Origin of the sequence: Polyangium sorediatum (assembly GCF_029946465.1) — a bacterium.
GTDB lineage: Bacteria > Myxococcota_A > Polyangia > Polyangiales > Polyangiaceae > Polyangium > Polyangium fumosum.
Window position 1 is genome coordinate 132,023 of sequence record NZ_JARZHI010000004.1, and the last position, 16,933, is coordinate 148,955.

Sequence of the window (16,933 nt, forward strand, 5' to 3'; positions counted from 1 at the left end):
ACAATCACATTCGCATGAGCTGGGTCCTCCTTGCCGCCCTTGTCGGGGCCGGCATGGGGTGTGGAAACAAGGAGGGCGCCGGGGGGGGCGCTGCGCCGGGAACTTCCGGTGCGTCGTCGGCCGCCGCGCCTGCATCCACGGGGGCGGCGCCCGCTGGCGGGAGTGAGGGGGCGGCCGTGCAGCCGACGACGCCCCCCTCGACGAAGAGCATTCAGGTCAGCATCAAGGACCTCCAGCTCTTCCACCCGTACTCGTCCGAGCGCGCGATGCCGAGCGTGCGCGACAATGGCACGTTCAGCACGCGCGACCAGAATTCCGCGTATGGCCTCGGCATCATCATCGAGGCGACGAACGATACGGGCGAGGTGCTCTCCGACGCGTGGTTCGAGGGCAGCCTGCGCTTCGTCAATGGCGACCGCGAGGTCGAGTGCAAGTTCAGCCCCGATTCGGTCGGCGACCTCTACAACACCACGTACACCCTCCATTTCAACAACGTGCCCGACGACGCGAAGGCCGACCCGTTCACGGGCGAAAAGCCCTCGGCGTGGCGGAACGAGAGCAACTCGACGAACGAGAGCGTCTGGCGGCCGGGGGAGAAGATCCGGCTCGTGTCGCGGAAGAACGAGTGCGAATCGGTCGTGATCGCGGACATGCCGCCCTCGCAGATCCGGGGTCGCATCGTGGTCAAGGCGAACAAGGTGTTCGTGAAATCGTACGCCTCGGTGTTCGACGAGGGGGCCTTCGATCTGGCGCTCGTCGGGGATTCCGTGCGCATCCGCGACAAGGCGTCGGGCCACGTCGCCTTCGTGCCCGTCCGCGAGGAGGCGGAGGGCAATCGGAGCGCGCGCAACAACGTCCTCACGATGACGGCGGCCAAGGACGCGTCGAAGGACGCCCCCGCCGTGCCGCTCACGCACCTCGAGCTGCGCTACCCGATCCGCTACACGCGGGCGGACATCCTCGAGGCCGCGCCGCTCGAATTCGACCTGCCGCCGCCGTCGATGACGATGCAAATGGTGAAGCTCCCGAGCGGGGAGATGGTGCACGCGTCGGGCAACGTCCTCGTGTACGTCAAGGAAAACAAGGTCGTCTACCAGGACATGGCGAAGGCGAAGCTCAGCCTGCTCGGCGTTTCCCGCGAGGACGTGCCGGGGGCGAGGCCCGAGGTGACGTTCACGAAGAACGAGCTCTCCGGCTCGGTGAAGAACGCGACGATCACCGATCACGTGGACGATTCGGCGCTTTCGAAGGGGCAACGCAAGCTCAGCGTGACGTGGAACCTGCACCTGCAGGGAGACGGCATCGATCGGCGCCTGCGGGTTCCGTTCGACATCGCGTCGAGCGAATACGAGAAGGCGGCTGCGGACCTCCAGAAGGCCGACGGCGGAGACGCCGCCGCGGTGGCGGACGCGAAGGCGGCCGAGGCGAAGGCGAAGGCCGCGAAGAGCGCGGCGGAGACGAAATACAAGAGCGGCATGAAAGGCGAGCGCGAGAAGCTCGCGAAGGCCTTCGTGTGCGCCGAGGTGAAGATCGCGACGAACCGCGGGACGAAGAGCCCGTCCAATGGAAAGGCCGTGGGCGAGGCGTGCAAGGCGCTCGTCACGGGCAGCGACGACCTCGAGGTGACGATCACGTACACGCTCGATCGGTACGAGATCCCGGTCGCGCTCGTGTACTCGCTCGGCGGTGATTTCACCTGGAACCCCATCGCGAGCGCGCCCCTGCTCCGGCTCGATCCTCGCTGAGAGGGACGTCGGCGGCTCTGCGTGTCAGCAGAGCCGCTCGCACGGGTACTGTCCACGCACGTTGGCCAGGAAATACCTCCCGAGCGAGGGTGCGTGGAGCAGCTCGTCGTGCACCTCCGGGGGCACGCCGCTGTAGCGGTAGAGCCTGCCGTCCTTGAATTCGAGGTCGAGCTCGTGCGCCTCGGGGTTGTACCCGACGCTGCGCAGGCTCGTGGACGTCACCGGGACGCGCGGCGGGAAGTCCTCGGCTGCCTCCGTTTCACACGGACGAACCCAGTCCGTGGGCAAACCCTGATCACCGATGCTGGAGCGGCGGTTCTGCATGCAGACCACGTTCCGCGACGAACGTGCCCTCGCCGGGACGAACCTGCTTGTCTCGTTTGTCCGCGGGCGTTTGCCGCGGGCCCCTCACGGAGCCCTCCGTCGGTCGCGTCGGGCCGAGACGGGCGAGCAGGGTTGACGGCGCCGGGTGGCCTGGGATACGCCAAAGAGCATGCTCGTTCGTGCTCGAAGCATGCTCCTCGTCGCGCTCGCCCTGTCGCCGTCCGCTTGCGCGAAAAAAAAGGACGACGCCGTGGACCTCGCGGGGTTGCGGCCGATCACCATGGAGATCGTGGTGGTCGACGATGAGCTCGAACCGTTCGCGAAGGCCGCGGGCACGCTGCCCGAGAGTGTATCTGTGCGTGCCGAGCAGAGGCTCTCGCGGTCGGGTCTTCCCGTGACGCTCCAATATGCCATGCTCGTCAAGAAGCCGGGCGAGACGTACGTTCAGGCAAAGGAGCGCTTCTCGCCGTGGCTCTCGACGTTGCCTCTCCCGGCCGGCCACAGGTTCGTCCTCGGCGACGTGATGGAGGAAGACGAGACGGGGGAGCCGCGGCCCATTGGCCTTCGCACGTACGTGGTCGCGGGAGGAGCGATCGTGACCCACGCAAACGTGGTCGACGCGATGGTGCTCGAGGACGACGGAAAAGGGCCGGTGCAGGCGCCGGTCGTGCTCGTGACGCTCGACGCCGCGGGCGGCGAGCGGTTTCACGCGGCCACGCGGGAGCATGTGAAGGAGCGACTCGCCATCGTGGTGAACGACAAGGCGATGAGCGTGCCCCTCGTCGAGTCGCCCATTCCAGGTGGGCGGGTGTCGATTTCGATGCATGGATACGACGATCACGCGGTGGCCGAGGCCCGGCAGCTCGCCGCGGTGCTGCGCCGCAGACCGAATTGACGCGGGTCGTTGCGAGCGGACGCGAGGGGCGCCGGCATGACCTCTGCATCCCGGGGCGCGTCCGGGCGCACGAGGGTGCGTCCGCGGCAGACTGGAGCACGAAGGTGATAGGGAAGGAGAAATCGAGACCCGACGATCGAAGCGAGCCGGAGGTCCCCCCGAGCGGCCCGCCTCGGTCGCCGCAGGCCGACGCCGAGGGCCACATTCCCCCGAACGCCCTGCATACGCCGACGCCCCCGGAGACGCAGCCCTCGAATCCGAGGCATTACGAAAAAATACCCAAGCTGCCGGGAGACCGGTAGGTCTAAGCGCGCGCGCTGGTACGGCGACGCGTCGGGGCCTGGGCCTCTGCCGGGGCGCGCGCCAGCATTTCGCGGCGCAGCTTCGGCAGCTCCTTCTTCGGCAACCTGCGCACGATGTCCGCGATCCGGCCTCGATCGTCCTCTTCGGGGAACGTCACGAGATCCATCGGGAGCGCTTCGAGCGCACGCGCGATGCGCTCCAGCGTTTCGACCGTGATCGCCGCGAGCCCGTGCTCGACGCTGGAAAGATGGCCTTTGGATAGACCACCCGCGTCCGCGAGCTGGGCCAGAGACAGGTTCCGCTCGACGCGCAGCGCGCGGATCCGGGCACCAATCTTGGAAGTGAAGGGAGCAGCCGTCTTTCTTCTAGGCATGTTCGAGACTATGCCACAACCAAGATCCCAGCCAAACATGATTTCGTCATGCGCAACGAAGTTTTACTTAGGCGAACATTCATTGTTGTCACGGCCGACGCGCACATCTTCGGCTCTGGATCGTGGGCGCGGAGCGAGCGCGCAGGCCGCGCTTTTGCGCGCGAGCGGCTTCGGGCGCGCGCGGCGCCCGCGCGGCCTCCACACGCGTGATGCCTCAATGGTGTCTTGTGATTCCGACCGTGACGTACCATGACGCGAACATGGCTACGCATGCGCCGCTCGAGAGGGCACTACCTCGCACCGTGGCGGCGTGCGCTCTCCCGCTCGCGGGGACGCGGCACGACCATGATGCATTGCTCCATGCCATCGGAGATTCGACGCTCGTTCTTCTCGGCGAGGCGTCGCATGGGACGCACGAGTTCTACAGCGAGCGCGCGCGCCTGACGCGCCGGCTCATCGAGGACAAGGGTTTCTGCGCGGTCGCGGTCGAGGCCGACTGGCCGGACGCCTATCGCATCAATCGTTTCGTCCGAGGCAGGGGCCCGGACCCCGGGCCCCTCGAAGCGCTCGGCGGATTCGAGCGGTTCCCCGCGTGGATGTGGCGAAACACGGACGTCCTCGATTTCGTGACGTGGTTACGGGAGCACAACGACGCGCACCCGCACCGCGTCGCCGGGTTCTACGGGCTCGATCTCTACAGCATGAACACGTCGATCGAGGCCGTGCTCGCTTATCTCGACCGGATCGATCCCGAAGGGGCCCAGGTCGCGCGGCGGCGGTACGGGTGTTTCGAACTCTTCGGCCACGACACGCAGGCCTACGGGTATGCGACGAGCCTCGGGATGGCGGCGTCGTGCGAGGACGAGGTCGTCCGGCAGCTCATGGAGATCGAGCGGCGCGCGCCCGAGTACGCTCGCCGTGGTCCGGACGAGGAGGGCGAGGACGAGGCCTTTTTCGCAGAGCAGAACGCGCGCCTCGTGAAGAACGCGGAGCGGTACTATCGCGCGATGTTCCGCGGAGGGGCCGCCTCGTGGAACCTGCGCGATGAGCACATGGCCGAGACGCTCGATGCGCTGCGGGCGCACCTCGGGCGTCGTCGCGGCGCCCCCGCGAAGGTCGTCGTGTGGGCGCACAACTCGCACCTCGGCGATGCGCGGGCGACGCAGATGTCCCACGAGGGCGAGCTCAACGTCGGTCAGATCGTGAAGGAGCGCCACCCGGACGTGTTTTCGATCGGGTTCACCACGTATGCGGGGATGGTCTCCGCGGCGTCGGGTTGGGGCTCCGAGGTGGAGCAAAAACGCGTGCGTCCCGCCCGTCCCGACAGCTACGAGGCGATCCTGCATGCCACGGGGCTCGAACAGTTCGCGCTCCTCTTGCGGGATCCGAGGCTCTTGCCGCTTCATGCCCAGCGGCTCGAGCGGGCGATCGGGGTCGTGTATCTGCCGGCGAGCGAGCGGGCGAGTCATTATTTTTATGCCGATCTCGCCGCCCAGTTCGACGCGGTCATTCATTTCGATCTGACGCGCGCGGTCGAGCCCCTCGAAAAGACCGCGCGCTGGGAGGCCGGCGAGGCGCCGGAGACGTACCCGACGGGGCTCTGAGCCGCCTGTTCGAGAAGGGGCTTCCCGCCCGCGCAGCGAGCCCTAGGAGGGCACCCATGCCCCCTTCGATGCCTTGCGCCGCGGTGTTCGTCCGGAGCGGCGCCCCGGAGGAACCATGTTCGACTGGCTGATCGTGGGCGCTGGGTTCGCAGGCAGCGTTCTGGCGGAGCGGCTCGCGCGCGGCTCGGGCAAGCGGGTCCTCCTCCTCGACAAGCGCCGGCACATCGGAGGCAACGCGTACGACCATTACGACGACGAGGGCCTGCTCGTCCCCAAGTACGGGCCGCACATCTTCCACACGAGCTCGAAGGAGGTCTTCGAGTACCTCTCGCACTTCACCACGTGGCGGCCGTACCAGCACCGGGTGCTCGCGTCCGTGGACGGGCAGCTCGTCCCGATCCCGATCAACCTCGATACCATCAATCGCCTGTACAACCTCCGCCTGACGTCGTTCGAGCTCGAAGCGTTCTTCGCCGCGCGGGCCGAGAAGGCCCCGCGCGTGCGGACGAGCGAGGACGTCATCGTCGGCAAGGTCGGGCGCGAGCTTTACGAGAAGTTCTTCCGGAATTACACGCGCAAGCAATGGGGCCTCGATCCCTCCGAGCTCGACGCCTCGGTGACCGCGCACATCCCGGTCCGGACGAGCCGCGACGATCGGTATTTCACGGACACGTTCCAGGCGATGCCGCTCCGCGGCTACACGCGGATGTTCGAGCGCATGCTCGACCACCCGAAGATCAAGGTCATGCTCGGCGTGGATTTTCGCGAGGTGAAGGAATCGATCCCGCACGCTCAGGTCATCTACACGGGGCCGATCGACGCGTATTTCGAGGATTGTTACGGCAAGCTCCCGTACCGCTCGCTCGAGTTCCGGTTCGAGACGAAGAACACACAGGTCTTCCAGCCGGCGCCCGTCGTGAACCACCCGAACGAGCACCCGTACACGCGCGTGACCGAATGCAAGTACCTGACGGGGCAGGAGCACCCGAAGACGACGCTCGTCTACGAATACCCGCGCGCCGAGGGCGATCCCTGCTATCCGATCCCGCGGCCCGAGAACGCCGAGCTCTACCGGAAATACGAGGCGCTCGCGGCGGCCACGCCCGGCGTCCATTTCGTCGGCCGGCTCGCGACGTACCGGTATTCCAACATGGATCAGGTGGTCGCGCAGGCGCTCGAGCTCTACGCGAAGCTCACCGGCCTGCCGCGTGAGCGGACGCCCCTCGCGGCGGCGTAGGCATCTCTGGCATTCCGGGAATCTGCGGCTGCGCCGGACCGTGCGTTCGACGCTCCCCGCCTCGATATCACGCCATCACGAAAGTTCCTTTTATTTCCGAGGATCGAAAGCCTCGCGCCCTGACGAACGAGCTTGCTCGTCGTCGAAGTCGTGCTGATGATATGGACGGACTCAGCCATGGCACGACGAAATTCTCTGCGAGGGCTCACGGGACAGGTGTCTCGCCGCGCGGCGCTGAAAGGGCTCGGGGCAGGCATCGGCGCCGCGGCGCTCGGGAGCGGGTGCGCGGCGGGGCCCGATCGTTGCGAGGCCGGACCCGCGGCGCCGGCCGTGGGCCCCGATTTCGACGCGAGCGGCGCGCCCACGCCGAGGCGATTGCTCGCCGGGATCGACACGTTCGTGGTCGTCATGATGGAGAACCGCTCCTTCGACCACTTCTTCGGGGCGCTCGCGTTCGACCCCGATTACCCCGCGCGGCAAGCCATCGACGGGCTCGCAGGCGGCGAGACGAACGCGGACGACGACGGCACCACCATGGCCATGCACTGGGCGGCGGCCCCGTGCGCGCATCACGGCCCGCTGCACACCTGGGACGCGGCGCACGTGGCCTTCGCTGGAGGGCGAAACGACGGGTTTTTGCGGGCAAACACGGGGGCCCGGTGGCGGCAACGCGACGCGATGACGTACCACGATCGGAGCCAGATTCCGCTCTTTTATGCGCTGGCCGATCAATACGTGGTCTGCGATCGGTGGTTTGCATCCGTGCTCGGACCGACCTGGCCGAATCGGTTTTTCCTGCACGCCGCGACGTCGCAGGGCATCACGACGAACGATCCGATCACGGACGGGCCGGCGACGTTATGGGAAAAGCTCGGCAAGGGCTGCTGGTCCGCGAAGGCATACACCGCTGGGCCCGCGCACTGGTATCACGCGGCCTTCCGGGGGCGCCCGCTCGGGGGCAATGAGCCGATGGTCAGCACGCGGATCGAGACCTTTTTCCACGACGCCCGCACCGGCAACCTGCCCAACTTTTCCCTCATTGATCCCGATTTCTGGTCCTCCGACCTCCACCCGCCGCACAGCTTGGCCCTCGGCGAGGCCCTGGTCGGTAGCATCGTGCGGTCGATGCAGGAGAGCCCGCAATGGGGGCGTTCGCTGCTGATCATCACGTTCGACGAATACGGCGGGTTCTTCGACCACGTGCCCCCGCCGACCACGGAGGACCCGCGCCCGGCGTTCCGCCAGCTCGGCTTCCGCGTCCCCTCGTTGGTGATCGGCCCGTCCGTGCGCGCGGGGAAGGTCGTCTCCACGCCCTTCGAGCACGTCTCGATCGCGGCCACGCTGGCCACGCGGTTCGGCATCGAGAGCCTCGGACCTCGCATGGATGCGGCAGAGGATCTCGCGTCGTGCATCGACCCTGCGCGGGCGGGTTTGCGCCCGGGGCGCGTGGGCAGGCTGCCCCGCATCGAGATCGACCGGCGGCGCGTGGAGGAGGTGAGCTTTCGTTTTACGAGCCAACCGGGGATCGAAGCGGCGCTCCGCGCGGGCGTCATTCCGCAGGATCGAATCGACACGCGCTCGCACGAGGAGCGTCTCCGCTCGCTCTTGCGCCACGCCGAGGAGCTCGAGGTCGCGAGGGTCCGCGGATGAAGCAAACACGCTTGCATGCGGCCGCCCTCGTGGTCGCCCTCGCCGCGGGGGCGACGCGGGCCGAGGCTGCCGAGGAAACGGCCCCGCCCGAGGTCGAGCGGTCGTGGATGCTCCCGCCGCTCGCGCGGAACATGGTCCGCGTGCAGGGCACCGTGCGGCCGTTCTTCAACATGATCGGGCCGGGCGGGGGCGCGATCGGGGATCTCTCGGTCGAGTATTATTTCCAGCGGCCCTTCAAGCTCGGCTTCGAGCTCTCTCCGTTCGCGTTCGTCCTCGTCCCCGAGGGGCCGGGCACCATCGTGCATGCCCGGCTGCGCGGGGCGTTCGCCTCCGATTACGTCGAGGTCGGTCTCGGCATCGGAGGGCGAATGCAATATTTTGGTCCGAGTGGCCTCTCCGTGGCCCCGGCGGTGCGGCTCGGCAGCCTGGACGGCGCGCATGTGCGGGCGGAGCTCGGGTACTCGCTGATCCGAAACTATTACACGCAGCAGGCGCAGTTCGCGCTCTCGCACGTGACCGGCGGGCTCGACGTGCCGGTGACGCGACGATTGGCCATCACCCTGGACGGCGGATATGGCCTCGATTTATGGGCCTATGCGACCCTCGGCGTTCGGCAATGGATCCACGGGCACGGCGAGCCGGGCTCGCTCGCGATTGGCGCATCGGCCGGCGCCGCGTGGGTGGTGGATCGGTTTCCCTGTCAGTATGGTGACATCGCCCCATGCCGCGGAGCCGCTTGGGGGCTCGGGCCGACGATTGCCGTCCGGGTCGATCGACGCTTTTGAAGAAGTCTTGCGGGAGGTGTGGGGGGACGAGCCCCCACGTTGACCGAGAACCGTCAATACATGGGCGTGCCGCCGCTGCCGCCCTGGCCCGTCGGGCAGGACAACGAGCCGACGATGTAGCAGCCATGGGTCGGCACGTCGCAGCAGTTGGCGCCGCCTTGCGGGGCCGCGGGGCAGCTATTCTGGCAGTCCGCGTCGGAGTTGCACTGGTCCACGCAGACCGCGCCCCCGCCGCTGCTGCTGCTGCTGCTGCTGGAACTCGACGCCGTGGTCCCGCCGCCGCCGCCGTTTCCGACATCACCGCCGGCCCCGCCGCCGCCGCCGTTTCCGACGTCACCGCCGGAGCCGCCGTCGCCGCCCGAAGGCTGGTTGCCGAACTCCGGCCGCTCGGAGGTGGCGCAAGCGGAGAAGCTCACTGCGAAGAGACCAAGGACCAACCAGGTGACGCTAGCGTATTTCACGAGTTTGTGGTCTGAGAGTACCCGAATGCCGCGCTCTCCACAACTCTCTCCTTGTGGCTCTCGACAATGACGAACGACGCGGCCCCTCGTTCTTCCCGCGCGCCGCAGCCCCGCGCGACAATTGCAGCGTTGTCAGAAGTCATGCAACGTCGACGCACCTGGCTCGGGCTCGGGCTCATTTTGCTGCTCGGCGTCATCGTCTACCTCCCCGCGATCCGCACGCCTTTCCTGCTCGACGATTACCTCCAGGCCTCGATGATCGAGGGGACGTTCCCCGGCAAGCGGGGCCCGTTCGACCTGTACGACTTCATCAACGACACCGATCGCGCGGCCCTCACCGCGCGCGGCATGCTCCCCTGGTGGGCGCACCCCGAGCTTCAGATCCGCTTCTTCCGCCCGCTCGCGAGCGCGCTTCACTACTTTGAACACCAAGCGTTTCGCGGCGCGCCGCTCCTGATGCACCTGCACTCGTTCGCCTGGTGGGCGGCGATGGTGCTCGGCGCGCGCGCGCTCTTCCGGCGCGCGCTTTCGGGGCGGGCCGCGGCGATCGCGACGGCCGTGTTCGCGCTCGCGCCCGCCCACGCGATTCCACTGGCCTGGCTCGCCAACCGCGAGGCGCTTCTCTCGCTCACGTTCGGGATCACGGCCCTCGCCGCGCACGCGCGTTTTCGCGAGGAACGAAGGGTGCGGGATGCCGCGCTCGCGACGCTGCTCTTCACGCTGGCGCTCCTCTCCGGCGAGTACGCCGTGTGCTTCGGCGGTTACGTGCTCGCCCTGGAAATCGTGGGCAAACGCGAGAGCCTGCTCCGGCGCGCCGCGTTCGTCTCGACGTTCGTGTGGCCCACGGCCGTGTACCTCTACGTGCGTCACCGGGGCGGGTATGGCTCGTTCGGCTCGGGCTTCTACACGGATCCGTTCCGCGAGACGGGCTTGTTTTTGCGCGCCGTGCCGCAGAGGTTCGCCACGCTCCTCGCGGATGGTTGGCTCGCGCTCGACGACGAGATCTTGTTGCCCAACACCACCCCGCTCGTGCTGCCCGTGCTTGTCGTGATCGGCACCGCGGCCTTGCTCTACGTGCCGCTGCGGCGCGCGTACGCGGCGCAGGACGAGGCGCGCCGCCCGCAGATCGCGTGGCTCCTCCTCGGTTCGGTGCTCGCGCTCGTGCCGGTGCTTCCCGTGGTGCCCTCGCCGCGCGTGCTCGGCGCGAGCTTGCTCGGCATCGCGCCGGCGGTCGGCATGCTGCTCGAATACGCGTGGTTCTCCCCCGCGAGCGAGGAGGCGGCGCGCGGGCCGAGGAGCGCGGCGGCGCAGCTCACGGGGCTCGCCGCGGTGGCGCTCGGCTTCGCGCACCTCGTGCACGGGCCCGGGACCGCGTGGCTCATGGCACGGAGGCAGCAGCGATCCGCCGATGATTTCACGAAGCACTCGGCCGAGCTGCGCGGGCAGATCGAGGCGCCGGAGGACGCCGAGGTGGTGGTGATCCGCTGCATGGCGAGCGCGTTTTTCCTGCCGTTCGCGCTCGACGATCGGGGCCGCTTGCCCGCGCGCTGGCGGATCCTCGCGCAGACGGGGCACGCGCTCGTGCTGCGGCGCGACGCGCGCACGCTCGACATCCGCGTGCCCCCGGAGCACAGCCTCTTCCCGATGGGCCCGGGCGCGCTCTTCCGCAGCCAAGACGCCCCGCTCAAGCCGGGCGAGGTCTTCACCGTGCCCGGCGTCCGCGTGACGGTCCTCGACGTCGGCCCGCGCGGCCCGCGATCAGCGCGCTTCGAGCTCGATCGTGATCTCGATTCGCCGTCGCTCTCGTGGATCACCGAGGGCCGGAAGGGTTTCTCCTTCGCGGAGCTGCCGCCGCGCGGATTCGGAAAGCCCTTTGATCCCTAGCCCGCGAAGCGCTCCCGGAGGCGGAGCGAGGGTTTTTCGATGAGCACGTGCATCGCGTAGCCGATCACGAACGAGATCAGCATCGTCGCGGCGAGGGACGCGGGCCAGACGAGGAGGAGCGAGACGCGCTTCGCGTGGAGGGCCTTCGCGGCGGGCAGGACGACGTGGTCGATGATCGGGATGTGCACGAGGTAGACGCCGTAGCCGAGCGTCGCGGCGCGGCGGAAGAAGGGCGCCGAGAGGCCGCGGTGGATCCAACCGTCGCCGTGGAGCAGGAGCGGCAGGGCGCAGAGGTACATGAGGCTCGTCACGGTGCCCCAGGCGAAGACATGCACGAGCTGGACGTGCTCTTCGCCGAACATCGCGGGGTTCAAGAGGAGCCAGAGGCACGTGAGCGCCGGGATCGCGAGGAGCGCGCGGTGGAAGGGCCGCGCGAGGAAGCGGCCCACGGCCTCGCCGTGGCGCTGGTGGAGGAAGGCGAGCAGGATCCCCGCGACGAGCGTGTCGAAGCGCGTGTGCGTGCGGAAGTAGAGCGCGCCGTAGAGGATGAAATCGTTCCACGGGCGGTAACGGAAGTAGATGACGAGCCGCACGACGAGCGCCGCGAAGAAGAGCGCGCCGAGGAGCCAGAAGCGCGCGCGCTCGCTCCGCAGGCGGTGGAGCACGAAAAAGAGGAGCGGGACCGTCAGGTAAAACTGCTCTTCGAGCGAGAGCGACCAGCCCCAGAACATGATGATGTCGGGGCGGTGCAAGGAGACGAAGTTCGTGAGGTACGTGTACTCGTAGGGCAGGTGCGCGCGTTGCGTCGCCGTGAGCGGGAGCGCGAGCGCGAGGGTCGTGAGCACCACGTAGTACGAGGGGAACGTGCGCAGGACGCGGCGTAGATAGAAGCGGCGTAGATCCTGGGTGCCGTTCTTCTGGAGGGAGCGGAGCAGGATCGAGCCGATGAGGAAGCCGCTCAGGAGGAAGAAGAGATCCATCCCGAAGAAGATCGAGAGGGATCGGTCGACGAAGCCGCGATCGAGGGGGATGCCCTGCTCGCCCCAGAAGATCCACGTGACGTGGTACTGGACGACGGTGACGATCGCGAGGACGCGCAGGCCGTGGAGCGCGGGGTAACGGTTGTCGAGGAGATCGAGGCCAAAGAAGGCGCGGAGCCCGGAGGGTTTCGCGGGCGCGCCGAGGGCTTGGGCAGGCGCGGACATCGAGATCGAGGGGCGATGGCGAGCGAGGAGAGGCTCACTCCTCCGGCTTCACGCCGCACATCGCCGCGACGCGGTTCACCTTGGCCTTGAACTCGTCGCCCGCGGGGTCGACCTTCTTCGACTCGTTGAGCAGGGTCGCGAACCGACGCATGGGCGGGACGCCCTCCTTGAGCGCGCCGAGCATGGCCGTGAGGCTCGACTTCACCTTCGCGTCCTTGACCTGTTGTTTCTCCATCGCCGCGATGAACTTCTCGATCGCGGCCGCGTGCTCGGCGAACTTCTCGCCCTCGATGCGGGGGACCTTCTGGAGCTCGACGCCGAGGGCCTCGCACTCGGCCTTCGGCCCGTTGTTGCACGTCGCGTCGAACGCGTTCGCCGTGGACGTGACCTTCTTCTCCCACGCGCTGAGCTGGCCCTTGATCTGCTCCATCTCGTCGACGATCGGGCCCATCGACTTGAGCTGGTTGCCAAAGCTCTCGGCCTGGGTGGCGAGCTCGGCGACGGCTTCCTTGAAGTCGGGCGTCTCGATGGGCTCCTTTTTGAGCGCGTCGGAGAGGCGGAGGAACGCGCCCGTGAGCGAGCGCATTTCATCGGCCGGGCCCTTGCCTTTGGGCCGATCTTCGAGGGCCACGAGGTGCTTGCCGACCGCCTCGCACTCGGGCGGCCGGGGCTGGCCATCGCCGCTGCCCTCGCTCGTGTTTGCGTCCGCGGACGTCTTCGGTTCCTGGGCGGCGCCGCCGCCGCAGGCGACGACGAGGAAGAAAAAGGGGGCGAGGAGGGCCGAGCGCGTTCGCATCGCGCGGGGATATCCTAGCCCCGGGGCGCGGTCAACCACGGGAGCGGGCGGGCGTCGGCGGGAAAACCGATCGTCATCGTGGGGGATCCGGGAAAAGCGGCAGCTCCGCGCGGCGGGAGGGGCGCCGCGCGGAGCTGCGAAGGCGCATCGGCCTCAGGGCGCCGTATAGGTCACGGAGAGCTGATACTGGCCCCAGTTGTATCCATACACGGCGACGAACGCCTGGGATTGTCCGGCAGGAACCGTCAGGCTGCAGGCTTCGTTCGGGCCGGTCTTGTACGGGCGGCAATTCCATTTCGAGGCCGTGGGCTGCGCGCCGAACCGCACGTAAAGATCGGGGTCGCCCTTTCCGGTCATCGTGACCTGGAACGTCGTCCCGGCGGCCACGGAGAGCGGGGCGAGCTGCACGAGCTGCGTCTTGCTCACGGTGCCGCTGAAGCTCTGCGTGGTCGGCGAGCCGCCCGGCGCCGGAGGATTGCCGGGGTCGCCGGGGCCGGGGTCGCCGGGGCCGGGATCGCCCGGGGCCGGAGGCGCGCCGCCGGGCGCGCCGTAGACGAGAACGGCGCCTTGCTTGTCCTTCTCGGTCAGGCTCAAAGTCTTGTCGCCCGTCCCATTGCATTGCGGGTAATGCATGACGGACTTGGAGTCGTAGGACGTGAGCTCACGCCACTGGTTGTCCTCGAAGCACGTGCCGGCCTCGGGGCGGGTGTGCTCGTGGCGGAAGCCGAGGGTGTGGCCGAGCTCGTGCCGCAGAATGCCGGTGAGCGTGGTCGGCCCGTTGTTGCCGAACGCGCTGGTGTCGACGAGCACGTTGCGGCTGCTGCGGGAGTCGCCGGGGAAGAACGCGCGCGCGAGGTACTGGCCGCCCGAATTCGTGGGACGCACGTCGAAGAGGACATTGCTGTTCTGCGCGGTGCAGCTCCCATCCTGGGCGGACACGTGCTGGTATTTCACGTTCGTCACGGCCTCCCAGGCGGCCGTCGCGTTCTTCATGGCCTGGACCGCCGCGTCGTAGCGGTTGCCGAAGGTCGTGCTCACGCAGTACGTGAGGTTGAGCTTCTGGGTGTCGTTCCACTTTGCATCCTGGCCGCCCGCGCGGTGGATGATGAGCGCCCCGTGGCGGACGTACGTCTCGTAAAACTCCTCCAGCTTCTTGATGTCGTCGATGGGCGTGTCGCCGTCGACGATGTAGATGCCCGTGTCAGGCTCACGATACGTAACGGCCTCGAATTCTTCGAAGCTCGCGTACGTATCGGCCACGGACTCGTCGCCGCTCGGCGTTCCCGCACACCCGGCGCCGAGCGCGCCGGAGACGAGGACGAAAGCAACCACGGATCGGCCCGCAAGGCCGAAGTTCTTCGTACCAGCGCTCATCGTATTTTCTCCATGGCCCCGGCACCCACGGTGGAGCCATCGGGACATTGAATGTGGATGACGCAAGGAAGCAGGGCGCGAGCAGGCACGTCAATGCAAGCGCACGATTTCACCGGTCCGGGTGCCGACGCCAACGAAGTTCCATTGGGCACCCCAGGGTTCGTCGAAATCGGGTAGAACCGTGAAAAACACGTATAAAAAAGAAGCGTAGTTGTCTGGTCCACGCCCGGGTGGCGTAGGTTCCTGGTGTGCTGCGCGTCCTGACAAACCCGTGGGTGGAATGAAACGTTGCATTGGTCGTGAGGCTCCGCCCGATGCAATCGTGGGGGGGCCGGGCGCCTCTCGGATGCGCGGATCGCGACGGCGGCCTTGCGGGGGCCGCGGAGGGAGGGTAGGGAAGGGCGCATGAAGCCCTGGTCCGTGATGCAGAGCCGCCCGATCGTCGCGCGTCGATGGTTGACCGTCCACGAGCAGCGCATCGCATTGCCGCACGGCGGCGAGATCGACGAGTTCCACGTGATCGAGGCGCCCGACTGGGCCTCGGTGCTGGCGGTGACGGAGGAGGGGCAGGTGGTGTTCGTCGACCAGTACCGGCACGGCGCGGCGCGCGTGAGCCGGGAGCTGCCGGCAGGCGTGATCGACGCAGGCGAGACGCCCGAGCAGGCGGCGCGGCGCGAACTCGAGGAGGAGACGGGGTTCGTCGCGGCGACCTGGCTGCCGCTCCTGACCACGAACACGGAGCCGAGCCGGCACACGAACCGCGCCCATTTCTTTTTCGCCGCGGGTGCGCGCCGGGCCTCGGAGCAGCGGATGGATCCCACGGAGAACATTCACGTGGCGCTGATGGAGCCGAAAGAAATCGTGCCTGCAATCGAGCGCGGGCAGATCCTCCACGGCGTGCACGTGGGCGCGATCCTGCTCGCGGTGCGGCGGGGGCTCTTGTCGCTCGATTGAGGCGGGGAGAGGGGGCGGCTCACGCGCGGGCGAGCGTGAGCCGTTCGGGGAGGGTTACTTCGCGAGGCAGGCTTCGAACTCGGTCTTGCAGATCATCGCCGGATCCTGGCCCGGGCCGATCTTGAAGAAACAACGCAAGGCGTCGGAGAACTCCCGCGAGACCGTTTCGGCGGAGTTCGTCACGCAGGGCGTCATGGCCTCGAGGCCGCCCCCATTGAGGGCCTGCTGCACGCAGGCGAACGACTCGGCGCACGTCGCCTGGCCATTGCCCACCCACTCGCCGCCGAGGAAGTTCGGCGTGTTGGGAGAGGAGGGCTCGGCGAGGCAGTTCGATGTGGCCGGATCCGCCGGGTAATACGAGCCGATGAGCATACACATCTCGTCGGTCGAGCGCGGTCCCTGGAAGACGTCCTTCGCCTGCGCGTTCGAGTAGTCACACCAGTAATCGAAGCGCTCGCCCGCCTTGATCTGGAGGCCCTCGCCGAAATCCTTGACGGTCACGTTCTCCCATTCGGTGCTCGTGTAGAACGGCTCCGCCTTCCCCTCGATCGACGCGGCATACCCGACGCCGCGCGCGTGCATGTGGGATTGCACGTTCGCGATCGTGATGTCCTTGTGCACGGGGCAACGCATGCGCGCGCGGCCCTCGGCCTGCGCCCCGACGTGGATGAAGGGGTTGTAGAGGAAGAGGATGTCGCCCTCCGTCTTCACCTCGGCCTCGGGGACCGTGTAGAGGTTCACGCGGACCTCGGGCTCGATGGTCTTCATCGAGGCATTGATGTAATGCGCGTTCATGAGGAGCACGGCGCCCGGGCGCACCTTCATGGCCACGCCCTCGGGGAAGCGCAGCATGGACTCGCCGTCGGCGTTCTGCGAGCCGGCGACGAGCTTCTCCACGGCCCAGCCATTCGTGGCGCCGTCGGAGCAGTCGAACACGCCGCTCGTGTCGACCACGGTCCCGTCCTCTTTCTGGGTCGGGATCTCTTCGTAGCTCGTCTGGTAGAGCAGGAAGTGGTGGCTGCCCTTCGAGTAGCGCACCTCGTCGCGGCTGACGAAGAGCCCTTCGGCGGGCGCCTGCACGAACATGCAATGCTCGCCCTCGGTGCCGGCGTCGAGCTTCGTGACCATCTTGAACTGCACGCCCTTGCCCGCCTCCGGGGGCGCGAGCAGCTCTTCCTGTCCAGGCTGATCGGGCGTCGCGGGCTCCGTGCCGCCACAGCCCACGAGGGCCGGCAGGGCGAAGGCGAGGGAAGGGATGGCGGTCCTGATTAAGAAGTGGCGAAGATGCATGACCCGTCCTTGGTAATGACCGGTGGTCACCCCGTGTTAGTGACCACCGGTCA

General features: G+C 67.8%; 15 protein-coding genes. 8 read left to right on the top strand and 7 right to left on the bottom strand.

Annotation, left to right across the window (positions count from 1 at the left end):
* The first annotated feature begins 176 nt into the window (after nt 1–176).
* Nucleotides 177–1,745: a hypothetical protein gene (locus QHF89_RS06670; protein ID WP_136965904.1), complete on the top strand. Its 1,569-nt coding sequence runs from the start codon at nt 177–179 to the stop codon at nt 1,743–1,745.
* A gap of 24 nt (nt 1,746–1,769) precedes the next feature.
* Here the strand turns inward: QHF89_RS06670 and QHF89_RS06675 are convergent, their stop codons facing one another.
* Nucleotides 1,770–2,069 carry a KTSC domain-containing protein gene (locus QHF89_RS06675; RefSeq protein ID WP_136965903.1) on the bottom strand — a complete coding sequence of 100 codons (300 nt, stop codon included), beginning with the start codon at nt 2,067–2,069 and terminating at the stop codon, nt 1,770–1,772.
* A 190-nt stretch (nt 2,070–2,259) separates the two neighbouring features.
* Between QHF89_RS06675 and QHF89_RS06680 the strand changes: the two genes are divergently transcribed.
* Nucleotides 2,260–2,964, top strand: coding sequence for a SecDF P1 head subdomain-containing protein (locus tag QHF89_RS06680; protein ID WP_136965902.1), 705 nt, complete (start codon nt 2,260–2,262; stop codon nt 2,962–2,964).
* 304 nt (nt 2,965–3,268) lie between these two features.
* On the opposite strand, the gene QHF89_RS06685 is transcribed toward QHF89_RS06680, so the two are convergent.
* Entirely contained in the window at nt 3,269–3,640 is a 372-nt protein-coding gene (locus QHF89_RS06685; protein WP_284720164.1) for a helix-turn-helix domain-containing protein, read from the bottom strand.
* Nucleotides 3,641–3,900: 260 nt separating this feature from the next.
* Here QHF89_RS06685 and QHF89_RS06690 point away from each other — a divergent pair, with 260 nt between their 5' ends.
* The 4 genes from QHF89_RS06690 (at nt 3,901) to QHF89_RS06705 (ending at nt 8,916) form a co-directional block, all read left to right on the top strand.
* Complete coding sequence (locus tag QHF89_RS06690) at nt 3,901–5,244, top strand: erythromycin esterase family protein (protein ID WP_136965900.1); 1,344 nt, start codon at nt 3,901–3,903, stop codon at nt 5,242–5,244.
* 115 nt (nt 5,245–5,359) lie between these two features.
* On the top strand, nt 5,360–6,481 hold the full coding sequence (glf, locus tag QHF89_RS06695; RefSeq protein ID WP_136965899.1) for a UDP-galactopyranose mutase: 1,122 nt from the start codon (nt 5,360–5,362) through the stop codon (nt 6,479–6,481).
* A 177-nt stretch (nt 6,482–6,658) separates the two neighbouring features.
* Nucleotides 6,659–8,131: an alkaline phosphatase family protein gene (locus QHF89_RS06700; protein ID WP_211365399.1), complete on the top strand. Its 1,473-nt coding sequence runs from the start codon at nt 6,659–6,661 to the stop codon at nt 8,129–8,131.
* The gene (locus QHF89_RS06705) at nt 8,128–8,916 is read left to right on the top strand and encodes a hypothetical protein (protein WP_136965898.1); all 789 of its coding nucleotides are present in this window, start codon (nt 8,128–8,130) and stop codon (nt 8,914–8,916) included. The genes QHF89_RS06700 and QHF89_RS06705 overlap by 4 nt, the downstream gene beginning before the upstream one ends.
* A 53-nt stretch (nt 8,917–8,969) precedes the next feature.
* On the opposite strand, the gene QHF89_RS06710 is transcribed toward QHF89_RS06705, so the two are convergent.
* Nucleotides 8,970–9,377, bottom strand: coding sequence for a hypothetical protein (locus tag QHF89_RS06710; RefSeq protein ID WP_284720165.1), 408 nt, complete (start codon nt 9,375–9,377; stop codon nt 8,970–8,972).
* Nucleotides 9,378–9,518: 141 nt separating this feature from the next.
* On the opposite strand from QHF89_RS06710, the gene QHF89_RS06715 reads away from it, so the two are divergent.
* Entirely contained in the window at nt 9,519–11,261 is a 1,743-nt protein-coding gene (locus tag QHF89_RS06715; protein WP_136965897.1) for a hypothetical protein, read from the top strand.
* Here QHF89_RS06715 and QHF89_RS06720 read toward each other — a convergent pair.
* From QHF89_RS06720 to QHF89_RS06730, 3 genes are all read right to left on the bottom strand, one after another.
* On the bottom strand, nt 11,258–12,466 hold the full coding sequence (locus tag QHF89_RS06720) for an acyltransferase family protein (protein WP_136965896.1): 1,209 nt from the start codon (nt 12,464–12,466) through the stop codon (nt 11,258–11,260). The two genes, QHF89_RS06715 and QHF89_RS06720, sit on opposite strands and share 4 nt — an antisense overlap.
* 34 nt (nt 12,467–12,500) lie before the next feature.
* Nucleotides 12,501–13,262: a hypothetical protein gene (locus QHF89_RS06725; protein ID WP_136965895.1), complete on the bottom strand. Its 762-nt coding sequence runs from the start codon at nt 13,260–13,262 to the stop codon at nt 12,501–12,503.
* Between the two features lie 153 nt (nt 13,263–13,415).
* A complete protein-coding gene (locus QHF89_RS06730) occupies nt 13,416–14,636 on the bottom strand; it encodes a matrixin family metalloprotease (RefSeq protein ID WP_136965894.1) in 1,221 nt (406 codons plus the stop codon).
* A 405-nt stretch (nt 14,637–15,041) separates the two neighbouring features.
* On the opposite strand from QHF89_RS06730, the gene QHF89_RS06735 reads away from it, so the two are divergent.
* Nucleotides 15,042–15,590, top strand: coding sequence for an NUDIX hydrolase (locus QHF89_RS06735; protein ID WP_136930578.1), 549 nt, complete (start codon nt 15,042–15,044; stop codon nt 15,588–15,590).
* A gap of 54 nt (nt 15,591–15,644) precedes the next feature.
* On the opposite strand, the gene QHF89_RS06740 is transcribed toward QHF89_RS06735, so the two are convergent.
* A complete protein-coding gene (locus QHF89_RS06740; protein ID WP_136965893.1) occupies nt 15,645–16,880 on the bottom strand; it encodes a hypothetical protein in 1,236 nt (411 codons plus the stop codon).
* Nucleotides 16,881–16,933 lie beyond the last annotated feature (53 nt).